This window comes from Hymenobacter latericoloratus (assembly GCF_014199535.1).
In the GTDB taxonomy this organism is placed as follows: domain Bacteria; phylum Bacteroidota; class Bacteroidia; order Cytophagales; family Hymenobacteraceae; genus Hymenobacter; species Hymenobacter latericoloratus.
This window is the reverse complement of sequence record NZ_JACHNV010000011.1, coordinates 42,036-58,391: the sequence shown is the minus strand read 5'-3', so window position 1 is coordinate 58,391 and position 16,356 is coordinate 42,036. Positions and strand designations below refer to the sequence as shown.

At 62.3% G+C, this 16,356-nt stretch carries 19 protein-coding genes; 11 read left to right on the top strand and 8 right to left on the bottom strand.

Translation table 11 applies throughout. The features are described 5' to 3' along the window. Window positions 1-8: 8 nt before the first annotated feature. The gene (locus GGU46_RS20745; protein WP_183405453.1) at window positions 9-575 is read right to left on the bottom strand and encodes a hypothetical protein; all 567 of its coding nucleotides are present in this window, start codon (window positions 573-575) and stop codon (window positions 9-11) included. Window positions 576-768: 193 nt separating this feature from the next. Here GGU46_RS20745 and GGU46_RS20740 point away from each other — a divergent pair, with 193 nt between their 5' ends. The 11 genes from GGU46_RS20740 to GGU46_RS20690 are packed head-to-tail and all read left to right on the top strand — an operon-like array spanning window position 769 to window position 10,886. Beyond that, entirely contained in the window at window positions 769-1,095 is a 327-nt protein-coding gene (locus GGU46_RS20740; protein ID WP_183405452.1) for a hypothetical protein, read from the top strand. After that, a complete protein-coding gene (locus GGU46_RS20735) occupies window positions 1,064-3,679 on the top strand; it encodes a TraG/VirB4 family ATPase (protein WP_183405451.1) in 2,616 nt (871 codons plus the stop codon). The genes GGU46_RS20740 and GGU46_RS20735 overlap by 32 nt, the downstream gene beginning before the upstream one ends. Before the next feature lie 2 nt (window positions 3,680-3,681). Next, window positions 3,682-4,812, top strand: coding sequence for a conjugal transfer protein TraG N-terminal domain-containing protein (locus tag GGU46_RS20730; RefSeq protein WP_183405450.1), 1,131 nt, complete (start codon window positions 3,682-3,684; stop codon window positions 4,810-4,812). A 23-nt stretch (window positions 4,813-4,835) separates the two neighbouring features. Then, on the top strand, window positions 4,836-5,483 hold the full coding sequence (locus GGU46_RS20725) for a hypothetical protein (RefSeq protein WP_183405449.1): 648 nt from the start codon (window positions 4,836-4,838) through the stop codon (window positions 5,481-5,483). Window positions 5,484-5,537: 54 nt separating this feature from the next. Next, entirely contained in the window at window positions 5,538-6,293 is a 756-nt protein-coding gene (locus GGU46_RS20720) for a conjugal transfer protein TraK (protein ID WP_183405448.1), read from the top strand. A 19-nt stretch (window positions 6,294-6,312) separates the two neighbouring features. Then, window positions 6,313-7,212, top strand: a complete 900-nt coding sequence (locus tag GGU46_RS20715; RefSeq protein ID WP_183405447.1) for a DUF4138 domain-containing protein — start codon at window positions 6,313-6,315, stop codon at window positions 7,210-7,212. A 17-nt stretch (window positions 7,213-7,229) separates the two neighbouring features. Beyond that, on the top strand, window positions 7,230-8,627 hold the full coding sequence (gene traM, locus GGU46_RS20710; protein WP_183405446.1) for a conjugative transposon protein TraM: 1,398 nt from the start codon (window positions 7,230-7,232) through the stop codon (window positions 8,625-8,627). Window positions 8,628-8,651: 24 nt separating this feature from the next. Beyond that, complete coding sequence (locus GGU46_RS20705; RefSeq protein ID WP_126696154.1) at window positions 8,652-9,542, top strand: hypothetical protein; 891 nt, start codon at window positions 8,652-8,654, stop codon at window positions 9,540-9,542. A gap of 6 nt (window positions 9,543-9,548) precedes the next feature. Then, entirely contained in the window at window positions 9,549-10,088 is a 540-nt protein-coding gene (locus GGU46_RS20700) for a hypothetical protein (RefSeq protein ID WP_183405445.1), read from the top strand. Window positions 10,089-10,103: 15 nt separating this feature from the next. Then, window positions 10,104-10,493, top strand: a complete 390-nt coding sequence (locus GGU46_RS20695; protein WP_183405444.1) for a hypothetical protein — start codon at window positions 10,104-10,106, stop codon at window positions 10,491-10,493. Between the two features lie 27 nt (window positions 10,494-10,520). Continuing rightward, on the top strand, window positions 10,521-10,886 hold the full coding sequence (locus GGU46_RS20690; protein ID WP_183405443.1) for a hypothetical protein: 366 nt from the start codon (window positions 10,521-10,523) through the stop codon (window positions 10,884-10,886). 70 nt (window positions 10,887-10,956) lie between these two features. On the opposite strand, the gene GGU46_RS20685 is transcribed toward GGU46_RS20690, so the two are convergent. The 7 genes from GGU46_RS20685 to GGU46_RS20655 all read right to left on the bottom strand — a co-directional run bounded on the left by GGU46_RS20685 (window position 10,957) and on the right by GGU46_RS20655 (window position 16,355). Next, entirely contained in the window at window positions 10,957-11,127 is a 171-nt protein-coding gene (locus tag GGU46_RS20685; protein ID WP_183405442.1) for a hypothetical protein, read from the bottom strand. Between the two features lie 761 nt (window positions 11,128-11,888). Next, window positions 11,889-13,214 (bottom strand): type II toxin-antitoxin system HipA family toxin, encoded by a 1,326-nt coding sequence (locus GGU46_RS20680; protein WP_183405441.1) that lies wholly within the window; start codon window positions 13,212-13,214, stop codon window positions 11,889-11,891. Beyond that, the gene (locus GGU46_RS20675; protein WP_183405440.1) at window positions 13,211-13,537 is read right to left on the bottom strand and encodes a helix-turn-helix domain-containing protein; all 327 of its coding nucleotides are present in this window, start codon (window positions 13,535-13,537) and stop codon (window positions 13,211-13,213) included. The genes GGU46_RS20680 and GGU46_RS20675 overlap by 4 nt, the downstream gene beginning before the upstream one ends. A 248-nt stretch (window positions 13,538-13,785) precedes the next feature. Next, window positions 13,786-14,562: a DUF6122 family protein gene (locus GGU46_RS21930; RefSeq protein WP_215906422.1), complete on the bottom strand. Its 777-nt coding sequence runs from the start codon at window positions 14,560-14,562 to the stop codon at window positions 13,786-13,788. A gap of 71 nt (window positions 14,563-14,633) precedes the next feature. Further along, the gene (locus GGU46_RS20665) at window positions 14,634-15,251 is read right to left on the bottom strand and encodes a DUF305 domain-containing protein (protein ID WP_183405439.1); all 618 of its coding nucleotides are present in this window, start codon (window positions 15,249-15,251) and stop codon (window positions 14,634-14,636) included. A 93-nt stretch (window positions 15,252-15,344) separates the two neighbouring features. Then, window positions 15,345-15,968 (bottom strand): helix-turn-helix domain-containing protein, encoded by a 624-nt coding sequence (locus GGU46_RS20660; RefSeq protein ID WP_183405438.1) that lies wholly within the window; start codon window positions 15,966-15,968, stop codon window positions 15,345-15,347. Window positions 15,969-15,977: 9 nt separating this feature from the next. Then, window positions 15,978-16,355, bottom strand: a complete 378-nt coding sequence (locus GGU46_RS20655; RefSeq protein WP_183405437.1) for a cupredoxin domain-containing protein — start codon at window positions 16,353-16,355, stop codon at window positions 15,978-15,980. Window position 16,356: the final 1 nt, after the last annotated feature.

Sequence of the window (16,356 nt, the reverse complement as noted above, 5' to 3'; positions counted from 1 at the left end):
GCTCAGGATTATTGCAAATCGGTCAGTTTGACCAATTCGTAGGGGTCAAAAATATTTGCGGAAAGTGGGTTGTATTGATTGACCCAGATGTAATTGCGGAACGCCTTGTAAGCGCCTCTTTTAAACTCTTCGATTAATTCCGAGCCCAGATAAGCATCAATGGGCCGGCCAGTGGACCGCAACTCAGTTGCATTCATCACCTGTGCAACAGTGAATAAATAGGCGCTTAGGTCCGTGTCAATAAGTCGCCCGTAGTCTTGGATATGCCTCGTGCAAGATTTCAACAAAGCATTGAAATACACTTGACTGTCAAGCACCCGCGTTCCTTGCAGTGCGGCTATTATATCGCCAGCGTCTTTGAAAAACTCTGCCGTAGCACACGTTTGGCGTGGTGTAACCGTCCCACCAATACGTAGACTCATTTCCCGAGTGAAGATGTCTATGTAAACCATTTTGCCTTCTGCATCCGCGCTTTCAACTCGAACGGGAGTCTTAACACCATTCAATTTGAAGACTTTGGAAACATAGTTTCCTTCCTTAATCGGCTTGCTGTCTAAAAATGAGAAAAGGCCCATAGGAGAAATGGAGCAAGTTTTTGATTAGCGAAAAGTAAGTGGTTATCAGCAAAAGTTGACGCTTTCCTGGTAAGCCACTGACGCTTTCGAAGCAGCAAAACCGTGATTTTGAGCAATAAAACAGGATTTTCTTCTGAAAAAAATTATTACACAAGCCGTGGGCGGCGGGGACGGGGGCGTACGCTAACCGGCCATGCGCTCCTACAAATCCATTGAGCGGCCCGCGCAGGTGCTGGGCATGAACATCCAGGACTTGGGCATCATGGTCGGCCTCTTCATCGGCTCGGTGCTGCTGCTGGGCTTTTTGGGCATGGCCGTCAAGATTCCGCGCTTGGTGTACCTGCTCGTCATCCTCATCGAGCTGGGCCTGATTCTGGGCCTGCGCTACCTGAGCAAGCGGCAGGCGCCCGGCTTTCTGATGGGCTGGCTCTCCTTCACCTTCATCCAGCCCCGCCGCCTGGCGGTGGGGCCTCTTCCCACCCCCAACCATGACCAAAAAGCCCAAAACGGCCGCGTTTAACGCCGTGATGCCCGTGCACAGCTTCGAGGGCGACAAGGTGGTCTTCAAGGACGGCCGCGTCGCGGTGGGCTTCCGCGTGGAGCCCGCCGAGATGGAGAGCTGGACCGCGGACGACTACGAAGCCTTCCAGACCGCGCTGGTGGGCGTGCTGCGGCCCCTGCCGGTGGGCACCATCGTGCAGAAAACCGACATCTACTACGACCGGCCCTACCGCGAAGACAAAACCCAGCAGACCTACTTCGAGAACAAGATGAACAAGCACTTCTTCGAGCGGCTGGTGCTGTTTCAGAAGTCGTACCTGTTCCTCTCCTTCGCCCCGGTGGCGGTCAAATCGCCCAAGACCAACGCGGTAAATGCCCTGGTGGCCCGCGCCGGCGAGGCCGTGCTCAAGAACCCGTTTGCCCAGCTTGTGCACACACTCGAAGCGGCCGAAAGCGGCGCCGTGGAATTCATTCAGGGCCTCAAGAACCTGGGCGGCGTGACCTTCGAGCGGCTGGCCAGCGCGGAGATGCACCAGCTCTACCTGCAGTACTTCAACCTCAACTTCGACGGGCAGCCCACCCGGCAGGAGCGCGAGATTGGCAACGACCTGGGCACCTTCAGCGTGGGCGAGCACAAGGTCAACGTGCTGAGCATGGTGGGCCAGGGCTCCGACGCCTACCCGGCCGTGCGCAACTCCTACGGGGTGACGGCGCCCATGCTCTACCCGCTCACCCACATCCTGCAGTGCCCGCACGTGCTTACCCAGGCCCTGCTGATTCACGACACCCGCGCCGAGCTCAGCTCGCTGGATACCGACCGCAAGCTCAACGCCTCGCTCTCGTTTCTGGCCACCCAGGACAACCACCTGCGCGCGGCCGAAGTCGAGGAATTCACGGCGGAAGTGCGGGCCGACAACAAGCAGATTGTGGGCCTGCACCTCTCGTGCGTGCTCTGGGACACGAACGACACCAGCCGGCGCGAGAACGTGGAGCGGGCCACGGCGGCCTTTCGCTACATGTTCGGCACCGAAAGCGTGGTGGAAAGCTACCTGGCCCTGCCCGTGTTCTTCGGTTTGCTGCCCGGCAACGCCTGGCAGGTGCCGGACCGCTGGCTGACGAGCACCGCCGACCGCGGCGCCTGCTACACCCACTGGACGGCTACCTACAAAACCGACCCGGTGGGGGAGTACCTGACCGACCGGTTCCGCAACCTGGTGCAGGTGAACCTCTTCAACACGGCCCTGGACAACCAGAACGCCATTGTCATCGGCCCCTCGGGCTCGGGCAAGAGCTACACCTTCGGCAATTTGATTGTGCAGCGCTTCGAGAAGGGCGCCCGGCAAATCATCATGGACGTGGGCGGCACCTACCGCAACGTGCTGCAGTCGCTCAACGGCGAGGACTTCGAGAACACCTACTTCGAGTACGACCCGCAGCGGCCCATCGAGTTCAACCCCTTCGTGGTGCCGCGCGACGCGGCGGGCAAGTGGCTCTACAACGACGAGAAAACCAACTTTCACCTGGCCCTGCTGGCCGCGCTCTGGAAGGGCGGCAAGGACACGGCGCTGGACAAGTCGGAGCGCACCATTCTCTCGCGCTTTCTGATTGAGTACTACGCCTGCCTGAACGAAAGCCCGCGCCTAAACCAGAAGGACGAGGAGTTTCCCGGCATGGAAAGCTTCTACCGCTTCGTGGAGCAGTACGACCAGGAAATGCAGAAGCCCGTGGCCCAGCCCGGCGACGGCGGGGAGCCCGACCCGCTGGACGGCGCCCGCCGCCAGTACCAGAAGAACCTGAAGTACATCGACATGCACCAGTTTTTCCTGGTGCTGGGCCAGTACATCACCGGCGGGCGCTACGAGCGGGTGCTCAACGCCAAGCGCGACGTGGACTTGTCGGAGTACCGGCTTATCTGCTTTGACCTGGCCAAGGTGCAGGCCGACCCCGACCTCTACCCGGTGGTGGCCATGCTCATCACCGAGCTGAGCCTGGACCTGTTCCGCAAGTTTCCCGACGACATCAAGTACATCGCCCTCGACGAGGCCTGGACCATGCTCTCGGGCGTGCTCTCGGAGTTCATCGAGTCGATGTACCGCACCATCCGCAAAACCAACGGCTCGGTCACCATCATCACCCAGGGCATCACCGAGATTACCAGCAGCAAAATCGGGCCGGCCATCATCAACAACTCGGCTACCAAGATTATCCTGCGCCACGTCAACCCCGACTCGCTGGCGCAGCTGCAGGCCCCGCTGGGCTTGACCGGCCACGAGATGGATTTGATTAAGTCCGTGCGCTCCACCGAGGCGCTGCGGGAGTTTTTCATCAAGCAGGGCGCCAAGGGCAAGGTCTTCGCCCTAGAAGCCTCCCCGCAGCTCGACGCCATCCTGACGTCGAAGCCCGTAGAGCGCAACCACCTCAACAAGCTGGTCAAGTTCTACCAGCAAACCCAGCAGCGGCCCCGCACCGACAAAAACGGCCACGTGCTGCTCAATGCCGAAGGGCAGATTGAGTACGAGCCGGTACGGGTGCAGCGCTTGGACTACGCCGTCGACCAGTTCGTGGAAGATAAACAGGCCCGCAAAGGGGCCCTCGCCCGATGAGCATGCTCGCGATGGTAGCCTACGGCATCGACCCGGGCTTTCTGCGGGCCTGCGACCAGACCCTGCAGGTGGTGCTTACCGCCTGCCGCTTCATCACGCCGAGCCTGATGGGCATTGCCCTGCTCTACACCATCGGGCGCGGCTTTATCTCGGGCAGCGGCCTGGCCATGGACTGGGGGCCGATTATCAAGGCCACCTGGATATTCTTTCTGCTCTTCTTCTACCAGACGCTGGTAGATACCCTGGGCACGGGACTGGCCGCCTTTACGGCCCTGTTCTCGACCGACAAGTCCGCGGCCGAAGCTATTCGGGACCTGACCACGCCGGCTTCGGTAGCCGCGGCGGCCCGCAACGACGCCATGGGCATCGGCGACATCGTGGCCGGCGCCAGCTCGCTGATGACCAGCATTTCCCAAACGCTGAGCTCGTTCACGCTCTCGGGCATCCTGACCCGGCTGTTCACGGCCACGGCGGTGCTCATCATCCGCCACATCATGCAGTTTATCCAGCAGTTCATCCTGGGCTTCCTGTACGTGTGCGGGCCGATTGCCATGACCCTGTCGGTGATTCCGGCCTTTGGGCAGCTGGCCCTGAAGTGGCTGCAGAACTTCCTGGCCGTGCAGCTCTGGGGGCTCACGTTCGTGCTGCTCGACACCATCTACGGCTTCTACGCCGAGACGGCGCAGGCGCCCAACGGCCTTTTCAGCGGCCTCACGGGCGGCCCGCAGCAGTCGGTCGATGACGAGAAGTTCATGGTGATGTCGGTGGCCTTCGTCCTGCTCTACGTGATGGTGCCCTACCTCACGTCCATGTTCATCGGCTCCTCGGCCGTGCAGGGCTTCGTGGGTTCCGTGGTCGGCTCGGCCGTGGGCGCCGCGACGGCCGTGGCCGGCGTGGCCTCGCCTGGGGGCGGGGGCCTGTCGAGCGCCGTGGGCCGCGCCCTGGGCAACGGCGGCAGCCGCGGCGGGGGAGGAGGCCACAGCGCCGGCGGCGGAGGCAGTAGCAGCGGTGGCGGCAGCGAGGGAGGCGAGTCGGCTTCGTCCTCGGCTTCCTCCGGCCTGCCCACCATCACCATGTCGGAAGCCCTGAACCCGTCCTACCGCCAGCGGGCCTCGGGCATCTGGACCAAATAACTCACCCTGCTGACTTCCTAGCCATGAAAAACATTCCCCGATGTATTGCTGCGGGCTTTGGCCTGGCCCTAACGGCCGCTTGCCAATCCAAGGAATCCGCTCCGGTAGCTACCACGCCGGCGGCCCCGGCGGCAACCCAACCCGCTACGGGTTTACCGGCTCCGCTGCCGGCGTCGGCCGTGGACCTCAAACCCGGCGTGGCTGAGCAGACTCCCCGCGAGGGCTACCTGCAGGTGGTTTCCGCCAAGGCCCTGAAAGCCGAGCCCATGCAGCTGCGGCTGCCGGCGGCGTGGCAGTCCGACCCGGACCGGCCGGACGGGAAGAAGCAGGCCCCCGGCTACCGCATAGCCTACGAAGCCGTGCTGCAGTGGATACCCCAGGGCTTCGGCAAGCAGAAAGTGCCGGCCTCGCTGCCTTTGTACGCCCCGAACGGCCGGGATACCCTGGCCTCATTCCGCTTGGGCGGCCTCAACCTGAATGTGCCCGGCCGCGAGCGGTACACCGTCACGCCCATCGAGCCCCGCAAGCCGCTGACCGTGCGCGGCACGCTCTACGCCTTCTTGGGCCAAAACGAGCAGCAGCAGCCCGCCTTGGTGGTGTATCCCTACCGGGGCCGCGCCGGCGGGTTCGACGACTCCTTTAAGAAGGTGCTGCTGCCCATCCGCCAGTAAAGGGCGGTGGGGAGAAAAAGTACCCATCACCACAACCAGACTCTCAACCCTTTCATGGATTCCGCTAAAGACTTAAGTACTTCCTTTTCCACCATGCGCAACCTGGCGCTGGGCAGCGTGCTGGCCCTGCTCCTAGTGGCCTTGGCGTCGGGCTTCCTGGTGTACCGCGCCTACGAAAACAGCGGCCGGCGCGTGTACGTCGTCTCGCAAACCGGCTCGATGGCGGCCCTCTCGGCCGGCAACGACACCCACACGCCCTACGAGGCCCGCAACCTGGTGCGCCAGTTCATGCAAACCATGTTCGGCCACGACCAATACACCTTCAAGGCCAACCTGGACGCGGCCCTGCCCCTGATTGAGGGCCGCGGTGGCCGGCGCATCTACGAGGGCTTCACCCGCGGGCAGGTGCTGCAGAACTACGAGCGCTATGCCGCCCGCAACGTGGTGACGGTGGACAGCGTGCTGGTGGACATGAGCCGCCGGCCCTGGTCGGGCTCGGTCTACATCAAGCAGCGCATTTTCATCGGGGGCCAGCAGAAGGAGCCCCTGCCGCTGGCTGCCAAGTTCAACCTGGTGGAAACGAACCGCTCGGACGCCAACCCCTACGGGCTGCTCATCACCAACTTCGATTACATCCCTTACTCGCCGCAGCTGACGCGGGAAGAGCAGGAGCTGCTGCAGGCCCAGGAAGCTGACCGCCAGCGCCGCCTGCAGGAAGCCGAGCGCGGCCTGGCCCCGGCCGGCGAGCCGGCGGCCCCCGCCGCTCCTGCCCCCGCTACAACCCCGGCGCCTACGGCTCCGGCTAACTAATCACCCATCCTTGTCTCCGATGCGACTCTACACCCTTCCGGCCCTGCTGGGGCTGCTTTCCCTGCTCTTCGCCACGGCGCCCGCGGCCGCGCAAACCACTGCCGCCACCCCGACTCCGGCTGTGGTCACCTCCGATAATTTACTGGACGTGGCCGTTTCCGATTCCTCCACCACCTACCTGGTATTTGGCGGTCCCGTGTCGCTGGTCGACGTGGGCATGGCCGGCAACTACCTGGTGAAGATTGAGGCCAACGCCGTGTTTGTGCGCGCCAAGCGCAAGCACGTGCCGCCCACGCCCATGCTCATTCGCTACGGCTCCAAGTACTGGATGGGCCGGCTCGTGTACACAGGCCGCCCGGTGCTGCAGCTCTACGACTTCCAGAAAGACGGCGCGCTGCGCATCAACGGCAAAAGCACCGCGTCCGCCGGGGCGCCCCCCGAAAACGAGTTGGCCCTGGACAAGGAGCAGGAAAAGAAAGCCGTCGTCGAGGGCAAGCTCAGCCAGCTGCGCAAAGCCCGGGAGGAGCACCAGGCCGTGGCCGTGGTCGACAATGATTTGGTGCTGTCGCTGGCCAACGTGCGCAACGACAAGGACTTTACCTACCTGCGCTTCAAGGTCATCAACAAGACCAACATCGACTACAACGTGGATTTCACCGACTTCCAGCTGGTGGAAAATGCCCAGAAGAAGTTCCTGGCCCGCAAAAAGAACGAAGCCCGGCGCCCGCTGGCGCCTTCGGGCGGCCGCCCGAACCAGGTCATCACCGGCCGCACCACGGGCTACCTGACCTACGCCATTCCCCTGTACGCGGCCACCGAGCGCGGCTACCTGGAAGTAACGCTGCGCGAGCTCAACGGCGCCCGGGTGCTGGTGCTGCCCGTGCCCTCCCGCGTGATTAACCGCGCCGCCACCATCTAACGCCGCCCGTACCTGCTATGGAACCCCTCACTCCCCCAACCGATAGCCGTTCTGCGGCTCAGCCAGCAACGGAACAGCCCGTACCAGCTGCTGCCCCTGCCAAGCGCACGCCCGCTGAAGTGCTGCGCGCCAACTGGATGGCCTTAGCCGGCCTGCTGCTCGTGCTCATCATCGGTGGCCTGCTGCTGTGGCTAAAGGCCGCGAAGCGGGCGGCCCAGCAGGAGCGCGAGCCGGTCGCGGCCGCCTCGGCCAACATAGAACCCGAAATTCCTTCGGTGGAAGCGGCGCCCCCGGCCCCGGCCGCCTCGCCCTCGGCCCAAATCGAAGCCCAGCGCCGCGCCGAGCAGGATGCCCAAAGTGCCCCCGCCCGGGCTTCCGACCAGGACGTCGTGGACGTGTTTGCCGTCGATACCACCGGGCTGGCCCTGCGCAAGCGGCGCCGGGCGCAGGCCGCCGCCCAAGCCGCGGCCCGTCGCGCGGAAGCCGCCCGGCTCGCCGCGGCCGACGTGGACACCATCGAAACCACCATTCAGGACCCGGCCACGGGCTCCTACCGCGCCCAAACCTTGGTGGTCCCGCGCCGGCGCCTGACGGCCACCGGTAGCAAGGGCCGCCGCGCGGGCACCGGTTCCGGCCGCGCGGGCCGTGGCCTGGTACCGGCCCGCGACGTGGACGGCACCCCGTTTGAAACCGACCCGGACGTGCTGGCCATGCTGGGCTCCTCGCCGCCGGAAACCCGCGCGGCCTACGAGCGCATGACCGGCAAGCGCTACCGCGACCCCAACCAGACCGCGCAGCTGCTGGCCACCCGCGGGAGCGCCCCCGGCCTGGATGGCTTCAACACCGTGAAAGTGGGCAATGCCAGCCGAATGATGGCCCAGGGCAGCCAGCGCGAGCAGCAGCTGGCCCCGGACGTGTTTTTCAAGTGCGTCATCAACGGCGAGCAGAAGGTACGCACCGGCTCGGTGGTTATCCTGCGCCTGCTCGAAGACGCCGTGGTGTCCGGGGTGACCTTTCCCAAAAACATGGTCTTTGCCGGCGTGGCCACCGTGGGCACCAACAACGTGACGCTGGAAGTCAACCGCCTCGGCCCCACGCGGGTGCAGGCCGACATCTACGACTTCAACTACATGCCGGGCATCATGATTGACCCGGTGAAGCGCGTGGCCCGCGAAGCCGGCATGGCTGGCAACGAGCTGCAGCAGCAGACCACCCAGGAAATCAGCACGGCCATCGACCGCTCGGCCTCGGCCGCCAACTCCGTGGTGGGCGTGGGCGGCCGGGTGGCGGCCTCGCTGCTTTCGCGGCCCAAGACCCGCACCAAGCTGCGCGACGTGCTGCTGCCCGACGGCTACCCCATCCTGATTACCACGGCGGCAGCTGGCCAGCTCGGCCCGGAAGCGGCCGTGCGCTAATTCTTCCACCTAACCGATACGACGATGAAAAAGACGCTTTTGCCGGCCCTTGTGGCCCTGGCCCTGATTCTGGTTCCGAGCGCGGACGCCGCGGCGCAGGCCGTCGTGAACGACCCGCTGCACATGGGCGTGCACATCGGCGAGTTTGCCAAGCACCTCAAGCAGTGGACTGAAACGGTCAAAAACTACCAGGTTATCAAGGACGCCAAGCAGATTGCCGGCGTTACCAAGGACATCACCGGGCAGGTGAAGGATATCACCGACCAGACCCTGCAGCTGCAGCGCCAGGTGCAGGCCGACCTGCGTAAGGTGCAGAGCATTCAGGATTTGCGCCTCTCCAACCCCCAGGAGCTGTTTGCCCGCGCCCTGGCCATGTCGGGCCGGGGGCAGAGCAACCAGTACATGCCCGTGTTTCAGAAAGCCGAGCGCCTGCGCCAGGCCCTGCAGCTCAACAACCCCCAGCAGGATTTGAACACGGTGTACGACGTGTTTTCGCGCTTCGGCTCCGGCGCCACGGCGGGCAACAACCGCATGAGCTCCCGCGAGTACCAGCTCAAGCGCGAAGAAGCGGCCGTCTCCACCTTTGCCTACGAGGAGATGATGCAGAAAAAGAAGATTGCCACCGCCTTCGGCTACTACAAGATTGCCGACGAGATGACCCAGCAGAGCATCGAGATGAACGCGACGCTCAAGAACCCCGGCCGCTATGCCATGACCGAGGGCGAGCGAATGGTGGCCCTGAACACCTCGAACGACAACATGATTAAGGCCATGCAGCTGCGCCAGGAAGCTGACCGGTTGCTGGCCGAAGCCGCCCAGCCCGGCCCTTCGCGGCAGGCCGCCGAAATGGTCTACTCCGACATCCTGGTGCAAAACGCCCTTATCAAAGCGGACCGGGCCCGCCCCCGCCACTAACCCCTTATGAAGAACTTCTTGCTAGTGGCCCTGCTGCTGGCGGGGGCCGGCGCCGTGCCGGCCTCCGCCCAGCGCCACGTCCAACACATGGCCAGTTGGGGCGCCCACCGGGGCCGCTCCGAACAAGGCACCTACTACGAGCTGAGCTACACCAGCATGCTGACCAACCGCCTGGCCCTGCGCGCCAGCGGCCTGCGCGAGACGGGCACCCTCAGCGGCCGCGGCGACTACGCCAGCTACGCGGGGCGGGTGCTGCTCGCGCCGCAACTGTTTCGCCTGGGCGAAGTCGTCTACGTGCACCTGCTGCTCGGGGCCGGGGCCGGCTACGAGCGCACGGGCGAGCACGGCACCGGCGAGCCAGCGGCCGATGCCCAACAGCCGCAGCGCTTCACCTACGGCCCGCAGGCCGGGGCCGAGGCGGACGTGTTCCTGGGCAACCGCTTCTCGCTGGTGGCCACCGCCACCAAGGGCTACCTCTTCAACAATCCCCTGCTCGACCAATGGCCCGGCTACGCCAGCGCCGGCCTGCGGTATCATTTCCGCTAACTCCCTTTCTGCGCTATGAAACGACTTGCCACCCTACTCCTTAGCTGCACCGCCCTGGCCACGGCCAGCAGCTGCGCCAAGGACGACGCGATGCCCACTGGCCCCAAAGAATACCAAGTAGAGTACCGCATTTCCTCCACCACGGCCCCGCAATCAGACTACATCAGCTACGACAACGAAAGCGGCGGCACGACCACGGTCAATAACGTCCCGCTGCCTGTTACCTACCGCTTCAAGCGCACCATGAAGCAGGGGGACCACCTCAGCCTGCTGGCCAGCCTCGCCGGCGGCACGGCCGCTTCGGAAATCACCGCCGCTATCCTGCTTGATGGCAAGGAAGTGAAGAAGGAAACCGGGCGGGGCGCCAATGCGCAAGCCGTACCGGTATACGTGATTGGGCAGTAGGATAAGAAATATACTTCGGGTACTCTTATGGAAACCTCCTTGGCCGTGTCCGGCTTTCCCGACCCGGCCCTTGTCATCAATTACCCAACGGCCCTGCGCTTCGTCCGCTTCCGCCTCAACCGCATGGCACACGGGCAAATGAAGCCCTGGTCAAAGGAGCACCGCTTCAACTATGTCCGGCTCGTGGAAATCAAGAAGGACGACCGGCAGCTCTACGTCCCCTTGGTCCAGCGGCTGCTGGCCGCCTTTGGCTACGACGTTGCGGTCATCCGGCTGGTGTCGACGAGCCGGGTGAAAAACCACTTCTTCTGGTTCTCCTCGCCCGAAGCCCACGCGCTGTTCTGTCAGGAGCTACGCACCTACGACCAGTTGGTCGCGCTGGCCAGTCAGTAGCCTGCCACCCATCTATAGACCAGAAAAAAGGCCGACCAGCAACCTGGCCGGCCTTTCTGTTTGGTTGGAACTACTCCCCCCGGACCAACTCCCGCTGCAGGCAGGCGAGCAGCTGCTGATAGGATTCCGGACAGAGCCGGATGGCCGGCTCCTGGGCCGTGCAGTACAGCAGCGTGGGGTCGGCCAGCGCCACGGCCCGGGCCCAGGCATCTTCGGACACCTCAGTAGCGAGGTTTAGCAAAGGGGTGAATTCTTCTTGAATAAGCCGAATTACCAGTGCCTGCACGTTAGGGCAAATGCTGGAAAAGCGGCGATAGGGGCTCGCAGCCATAGCAGTAACGTCAACGGAAAAGAATGAAAACGCCCCGCCTGCGGCCAGTTGTGGGGACCCGGCAGGAAACAGGGTAGCCGCCCAGCCGCCCGGGGTGGTGCGGTGGCGTGCTGCTTTTCAGAGGGGTAGCGTTACGCGAGGGAGCCCACAAACAGGGCGGGCCGCTGCTGGATGGGCAGCGGCTGCCGGAGCGCCCAGCTCAGCCAGTCGGCGGGAAGGGCTGCTGCGGAGGGGCAACTATGCAAAGCGTAGGATTCTAAAGCCAGCATACTCGGCAATCAGTTTGACAGGCAAAGCTAGCCATTACGGCTACACCAGACGGCAGTTTGGCTTTTCGACCTGCTAAATTGACTCCAGGCTCGCGTATCGCCATAGCGGGCAGGCGGTGCTCATACTGGCCCGACACCTGCTCGGTTGCAGGTGAACCAAAGCGGGTGCCGCATGCCCTTTCAGGCAACAGCGTGCTGCCGACGGCTCGTAACAGGGATTCCCCGTTTGGCAGCTCTGAATTTAATTGCTTTCATTCGAAGCGTAATGACCTTCGCTGCCTTGTTTCCGGGCTCTATGAGCCCATGATTATAGCGCGGCAGCGCGCTTAAAACTGCGTTTGCGCGCTATTATGACGCTTTTCTCAAAAAAAACCCGGGTGTAGTGAGCCCTTTGTGAGCCCTTTATTTTTCGAGGAGTGTTCCCCTAAACAGCTGTAGCCGGTGCGTCTTCGCAATTGCCTGCTGCTGCTTTTCCGGAACGCCGGCTTCGGCAGCAAATTTGGGCCAGTTCGCAACGGCCTCAACCACTTGCTGGATTATCTCCCGGGGCTTTTTCACCAGTACATTCTTGGCTAGCTGCAGGAAATCATCCTCCGTAAAGTCATCTACTTTGCCGGCTATTGACATTTGGTGTTGGCTGGACCATTCCCCCGTGGGGTTGTAGGAGTGCGTCACATCGTACGCCGGTGACAAACTCCACTTCCCCTCGGGGTTCATCAGGAAGGAAATGTTTTTGGTATGGTCGTCTTGATTGCGGGCCACCACATTGAATACCATGCGCCGGTAGAGCTCCTCCACGGCCGGGTGCGGCAGCCGTAGCTTCAGGATGACCTGAAATGCCTGCTCGTAGGTGTACGCTCCGGGCTGGTTGTAATCAAAGTGAGCCAGTCCGCAAAGCGTCTGCATGTGCAGGCGCTTGCTGCCATCCACCCGGTCGAAGCGCCGCGTCATAAAGTGCGCCCGGCCGTTTTCTTCTAGCAACCGGCACGGAGTCATGTGCAGGCCCGCCTGTTGCGCCATCAGGAAGTAGGCGTACTCAATGCGCCCGTAGCCGGCCGGGTCACCCAGGCTGGCGTTCGTTACCCCGTCGAGCTTGAGCAACCAGTGCTCAAAGCCGTCCGGAGCATCCACTTGCCCGGAGCGGACTTCCTGGGTGCTGGCATTGTAGGCAATCACGGCCTTGGCCCGGGCACCGCCGGCGGAAGTGCCCACGCTGATGATTTCGGCCAGCCCCTCGGCGGCGTTGGTGGCCAACGATGTGTGCAGCCCCTCCCGGTTCGTTAGTACCTGACGGGCAAACTTAACGAGCTCGCCTACTTCCAGTGACATTCCCTTTTCCAGCGCCGGCTGCAAAGCCGGTTCATACACCAGGGCGCCCATCCCCCGGTGGCCGAGGTAGCACAAATGCTCAACCGGAGTAAAGGAAGCGGCGTCTCGTCCTTTGGACGCCAGCCAAGCATCAATCAACTGGCGCCCGTACCGGTCAGGTAGGCTGTCGGCGAGCAAACCTGGCAGACCCTGATAGGTATCCCGGTTCAGGGTTGGGAAGATAAAAATCCCCTTCTGGCGCCGTTGCGGAAGGGGCATCGTCAACGGGGCCAGCTCCACTCCCGTGCGGGCAAAGGCGGGCTCGTATTCGAAGACGCCAACGCGACGTCGGGCGTCCCAGAGCACCGCGCCGACTCGCTGGCCCCAAATAGAAACAGTGGCAGTTATATCAGGGGTCATAAACCGGATGCTGAAGTGTCTTCCCCTCGGCGGCTGGCCCGTTGCCGCTGTTGGCGCGCCAGCCGTGCCGCCTGCAAAGGGCTGATGGTGGCGGACTCTTCCAGCACCTCCAGCACATCAAGCCGCCCCAATGCCCGCAACAGCTGCACCAGGGTCAGGGTAGACGCCGGGCGTCCATTCTCAACCTGGCTAATAGTCAACCGGCTCAGACCGGTTTGGACAGCCAGTTCCTGCTGGGAGATGTCCTGATTCAGACGAATCTGCTGCAGGTTCCGACCAATTTCCTTAACGGCGGCCAAGTCTGATAGCGCGTACCAATCCATAATGATGCTTTTGCATGTCATTAACTGCCGTTCACGGCCTTAATGTCACGTAAAGATAGCATTAACAAACGAACCGGTCAACAAATCTGCCAAAAGATTAATGACACCTATGCATTACATTAAGTAGGTTTTAGTGCCATAATGATACGCATAATATGCATTAAACCACACTAAATTGCTTTGACTTGCATACCAATAGAGGTGACGTGTCAGTTACCGATGTGTACTAAACTACTTCCTTGCCCCACTTACCTGACCACCTCAAGGCCCAGCAGCTTCCGCGCCCAGTCGACCAAACCACGAATGCGGGAGTTGAGATAGCACTCGCGGCAGTAGCGGAAGGACCATAGGCAGTCCACCGTATCGGTAAACAGGTGAAACAGCACGCCCACGGCGATGACGTTCATGGGCGGTGGCAGCAACAGCAGCAGCACATACACCGGGATGGCATAAAACGAGTGCAGCGGGTGGAAGCCTATGCTGCAGCGCAAGGGGTCAAAGACGGGAGTGGCTAACAAGTGGTCCAGGTCAATGAGCATCGTGGCCAGCATAATCAGGTAGGCAGTTTGCCACATCGCAGGAAAGAACACCAACGCCAGCACGACCGGAAACACGAAGTGCAAGCTATAATGCACCAGGGTTTTGGCGCTTACTAGTTTGGGTAAAGGCTTGCGAAGCTCGCGCGGCGTCGCTGCACGGGCTGAGTTCTTCGCCGTATCGGCCGTCGTTGTGGTTGGATAACTTCTATTCGATTGGGGTGCCTGTCCCTTTTTCTCCAAGGGCCTCTCGTTCAGCGAGTACACCGCCCGGGGGCGCGCTCCCCTCTTCGCCGGCCGCGGCGGGGCAGTAGAACGTTCAGGGGCGGCGGCCAGCGTCGTGTCCAGGCGCGTCACCGGGCGCGGCGTAAAGGAATAAGCGGCCGGGGCAAACCGGGGTGTTACAGCCGTGGAGCGGCAACCGCCGAGAAGCAGCACCAGACCGGCGGCGATGTTTCGGAGGCGATGCAGAACAGAGCAGGCAAGCATGGAAGCTCGTAACAGCGGAGCGAAAAAAAGGCAGCCCGAACAGAGCTGCCTTTGCCAGAACGTACCGGTGCTTAGCGGTTGCGCGTCAACCAATTCTGCAGCGCCGCAATTTCCTGACGCTGGTCGGCAATGATGGCTTGGGCCATGCTACGGGTGGTGGTGTTGCGCCCGTGCTGCAGCAGGGCCTCAGAGTTGTCGATGGCGGCCTGGTGGTGGTCCACCATGAGTTGGGCGAAATCGTAATCCGGCCGGCCTGTCAACGTGCGGGCGTCGCTGGCAGCCATCATGCGGTCCATGTTGGTTTTCTGCAGCTGGTTGAACTGCGGCACCAGCGGCGTTTGCGGTTGGTGGCTACCCAGAAAGGCGTTGAACTGGCCAATTTCAGCCTGCTGCTTGGTGATGATGTCCTGGGCCGTGGTCTTCATCTCCTGGTTAGTGCCCGTGCGCAGTTCTTCTTGGGCCATTTTGATGGCGGCATCGTGGTGCAGCACCATTTGGGCAGCAAAGTCGTGGTCGGGGTCTTGGGTTTTGGCCTGCGCGTCCATTTGAGCCATCATGTCCATCATGATTTTCATGTAAGGACTATCGTGTTTCGTGTGCTGGTCGTGGTCCTTCTTGCAGGATGTTACCAGCACCCCTATCAGAAGCAGGGAAAGCAGGGGCAGGCGAAAAAAGCGGCGGGAGAGCATGCGCATTAAATTAGTGGTGAATAAGCGTGACAACGGTCGGCTTGGCGAGGTTGTTTTTACACAACAGAGCCTTTTGCTTGCATAATTTCTGGCTTATACCAACGAATCCAGGCTACGGCGGGCTGAACTCGCCGGCCCCAGCTTCTGAAATTCACTCGGGGTAAGGCCGGTGATTTGCCGGAATTGCCGCGTTAGGTGGGCCGGGCTGCTGTAACCCAGTTGCCGGCTGACCTCGGCAATGCTCAGTTCGCCGTAACCGATAAGCTCTTTGGCGCGCTCGACCTTCTGGCGGATGATAAACTTCTCAATGGTCAGCCCTTCCTCGGCGGAAAACAAGTGGGAGAGGTAATGGTAGTCGCGGCCCAGATGCTCCACCAAGTAGTCAGAGTAGTTGAGCAGGCGCGGGCCGGGGGGCGGGTAGTGAATCAGGGTCACCAGCACCGTTTTAATTTGTTCCACCAGCTGGGCCCGGGGGTCCTCCAGCAACGCAAAGCCGGCATCGCGCAGGCAGGCCCGGATGGGCTCCCATTCCAGCTCGGCGCCGTCGGGAGCCGTTACGTCGGCCTCGCCCAGCACCACGCGGTGCACCTGCAGGCCCAGGGCCGTCAGGTCCTCCTGCACCACCCGGATGCACTGGGGGCACACCATATTTTTAATGAGCAGGCGCTGGGCCCCGGGCGGGGGCAGCACGTGGCCGGCAGGAAGGGCGTGGTTCATAGCACGGGCTTACTTAACGACCAGGCTGCCCCGCAGCATGCCCATGCCGCAAGTGAACGTAAACGTGCCGGCCTGCTGGGGCAGCAGCTCTACCAAAGTGGTTTTGTAGGCCGGCAGGTCGCGGCGGATGCTGAAGTCGGGCAGCAGCAGCTCCTCGGAGCAGGAGTTTTCCTCGTCGCGGTAAAAGCTCAGCTGCACGGGTTTGCCACGCTCCACCTCGATGACGTCGGGCGAGTAGCCGCCCTTGACGGTGATGTCCACCTGCTGCACCCCGCCCGAGCTTGACACGGCGCTGGCCGTTTGGCGGGCCGAGAAGAAAAAGTACCAGATGACAAACCCGGCCAGAGCCAGCCCGGACAGGGTCACGATGATTTCGGCAGTATCCATA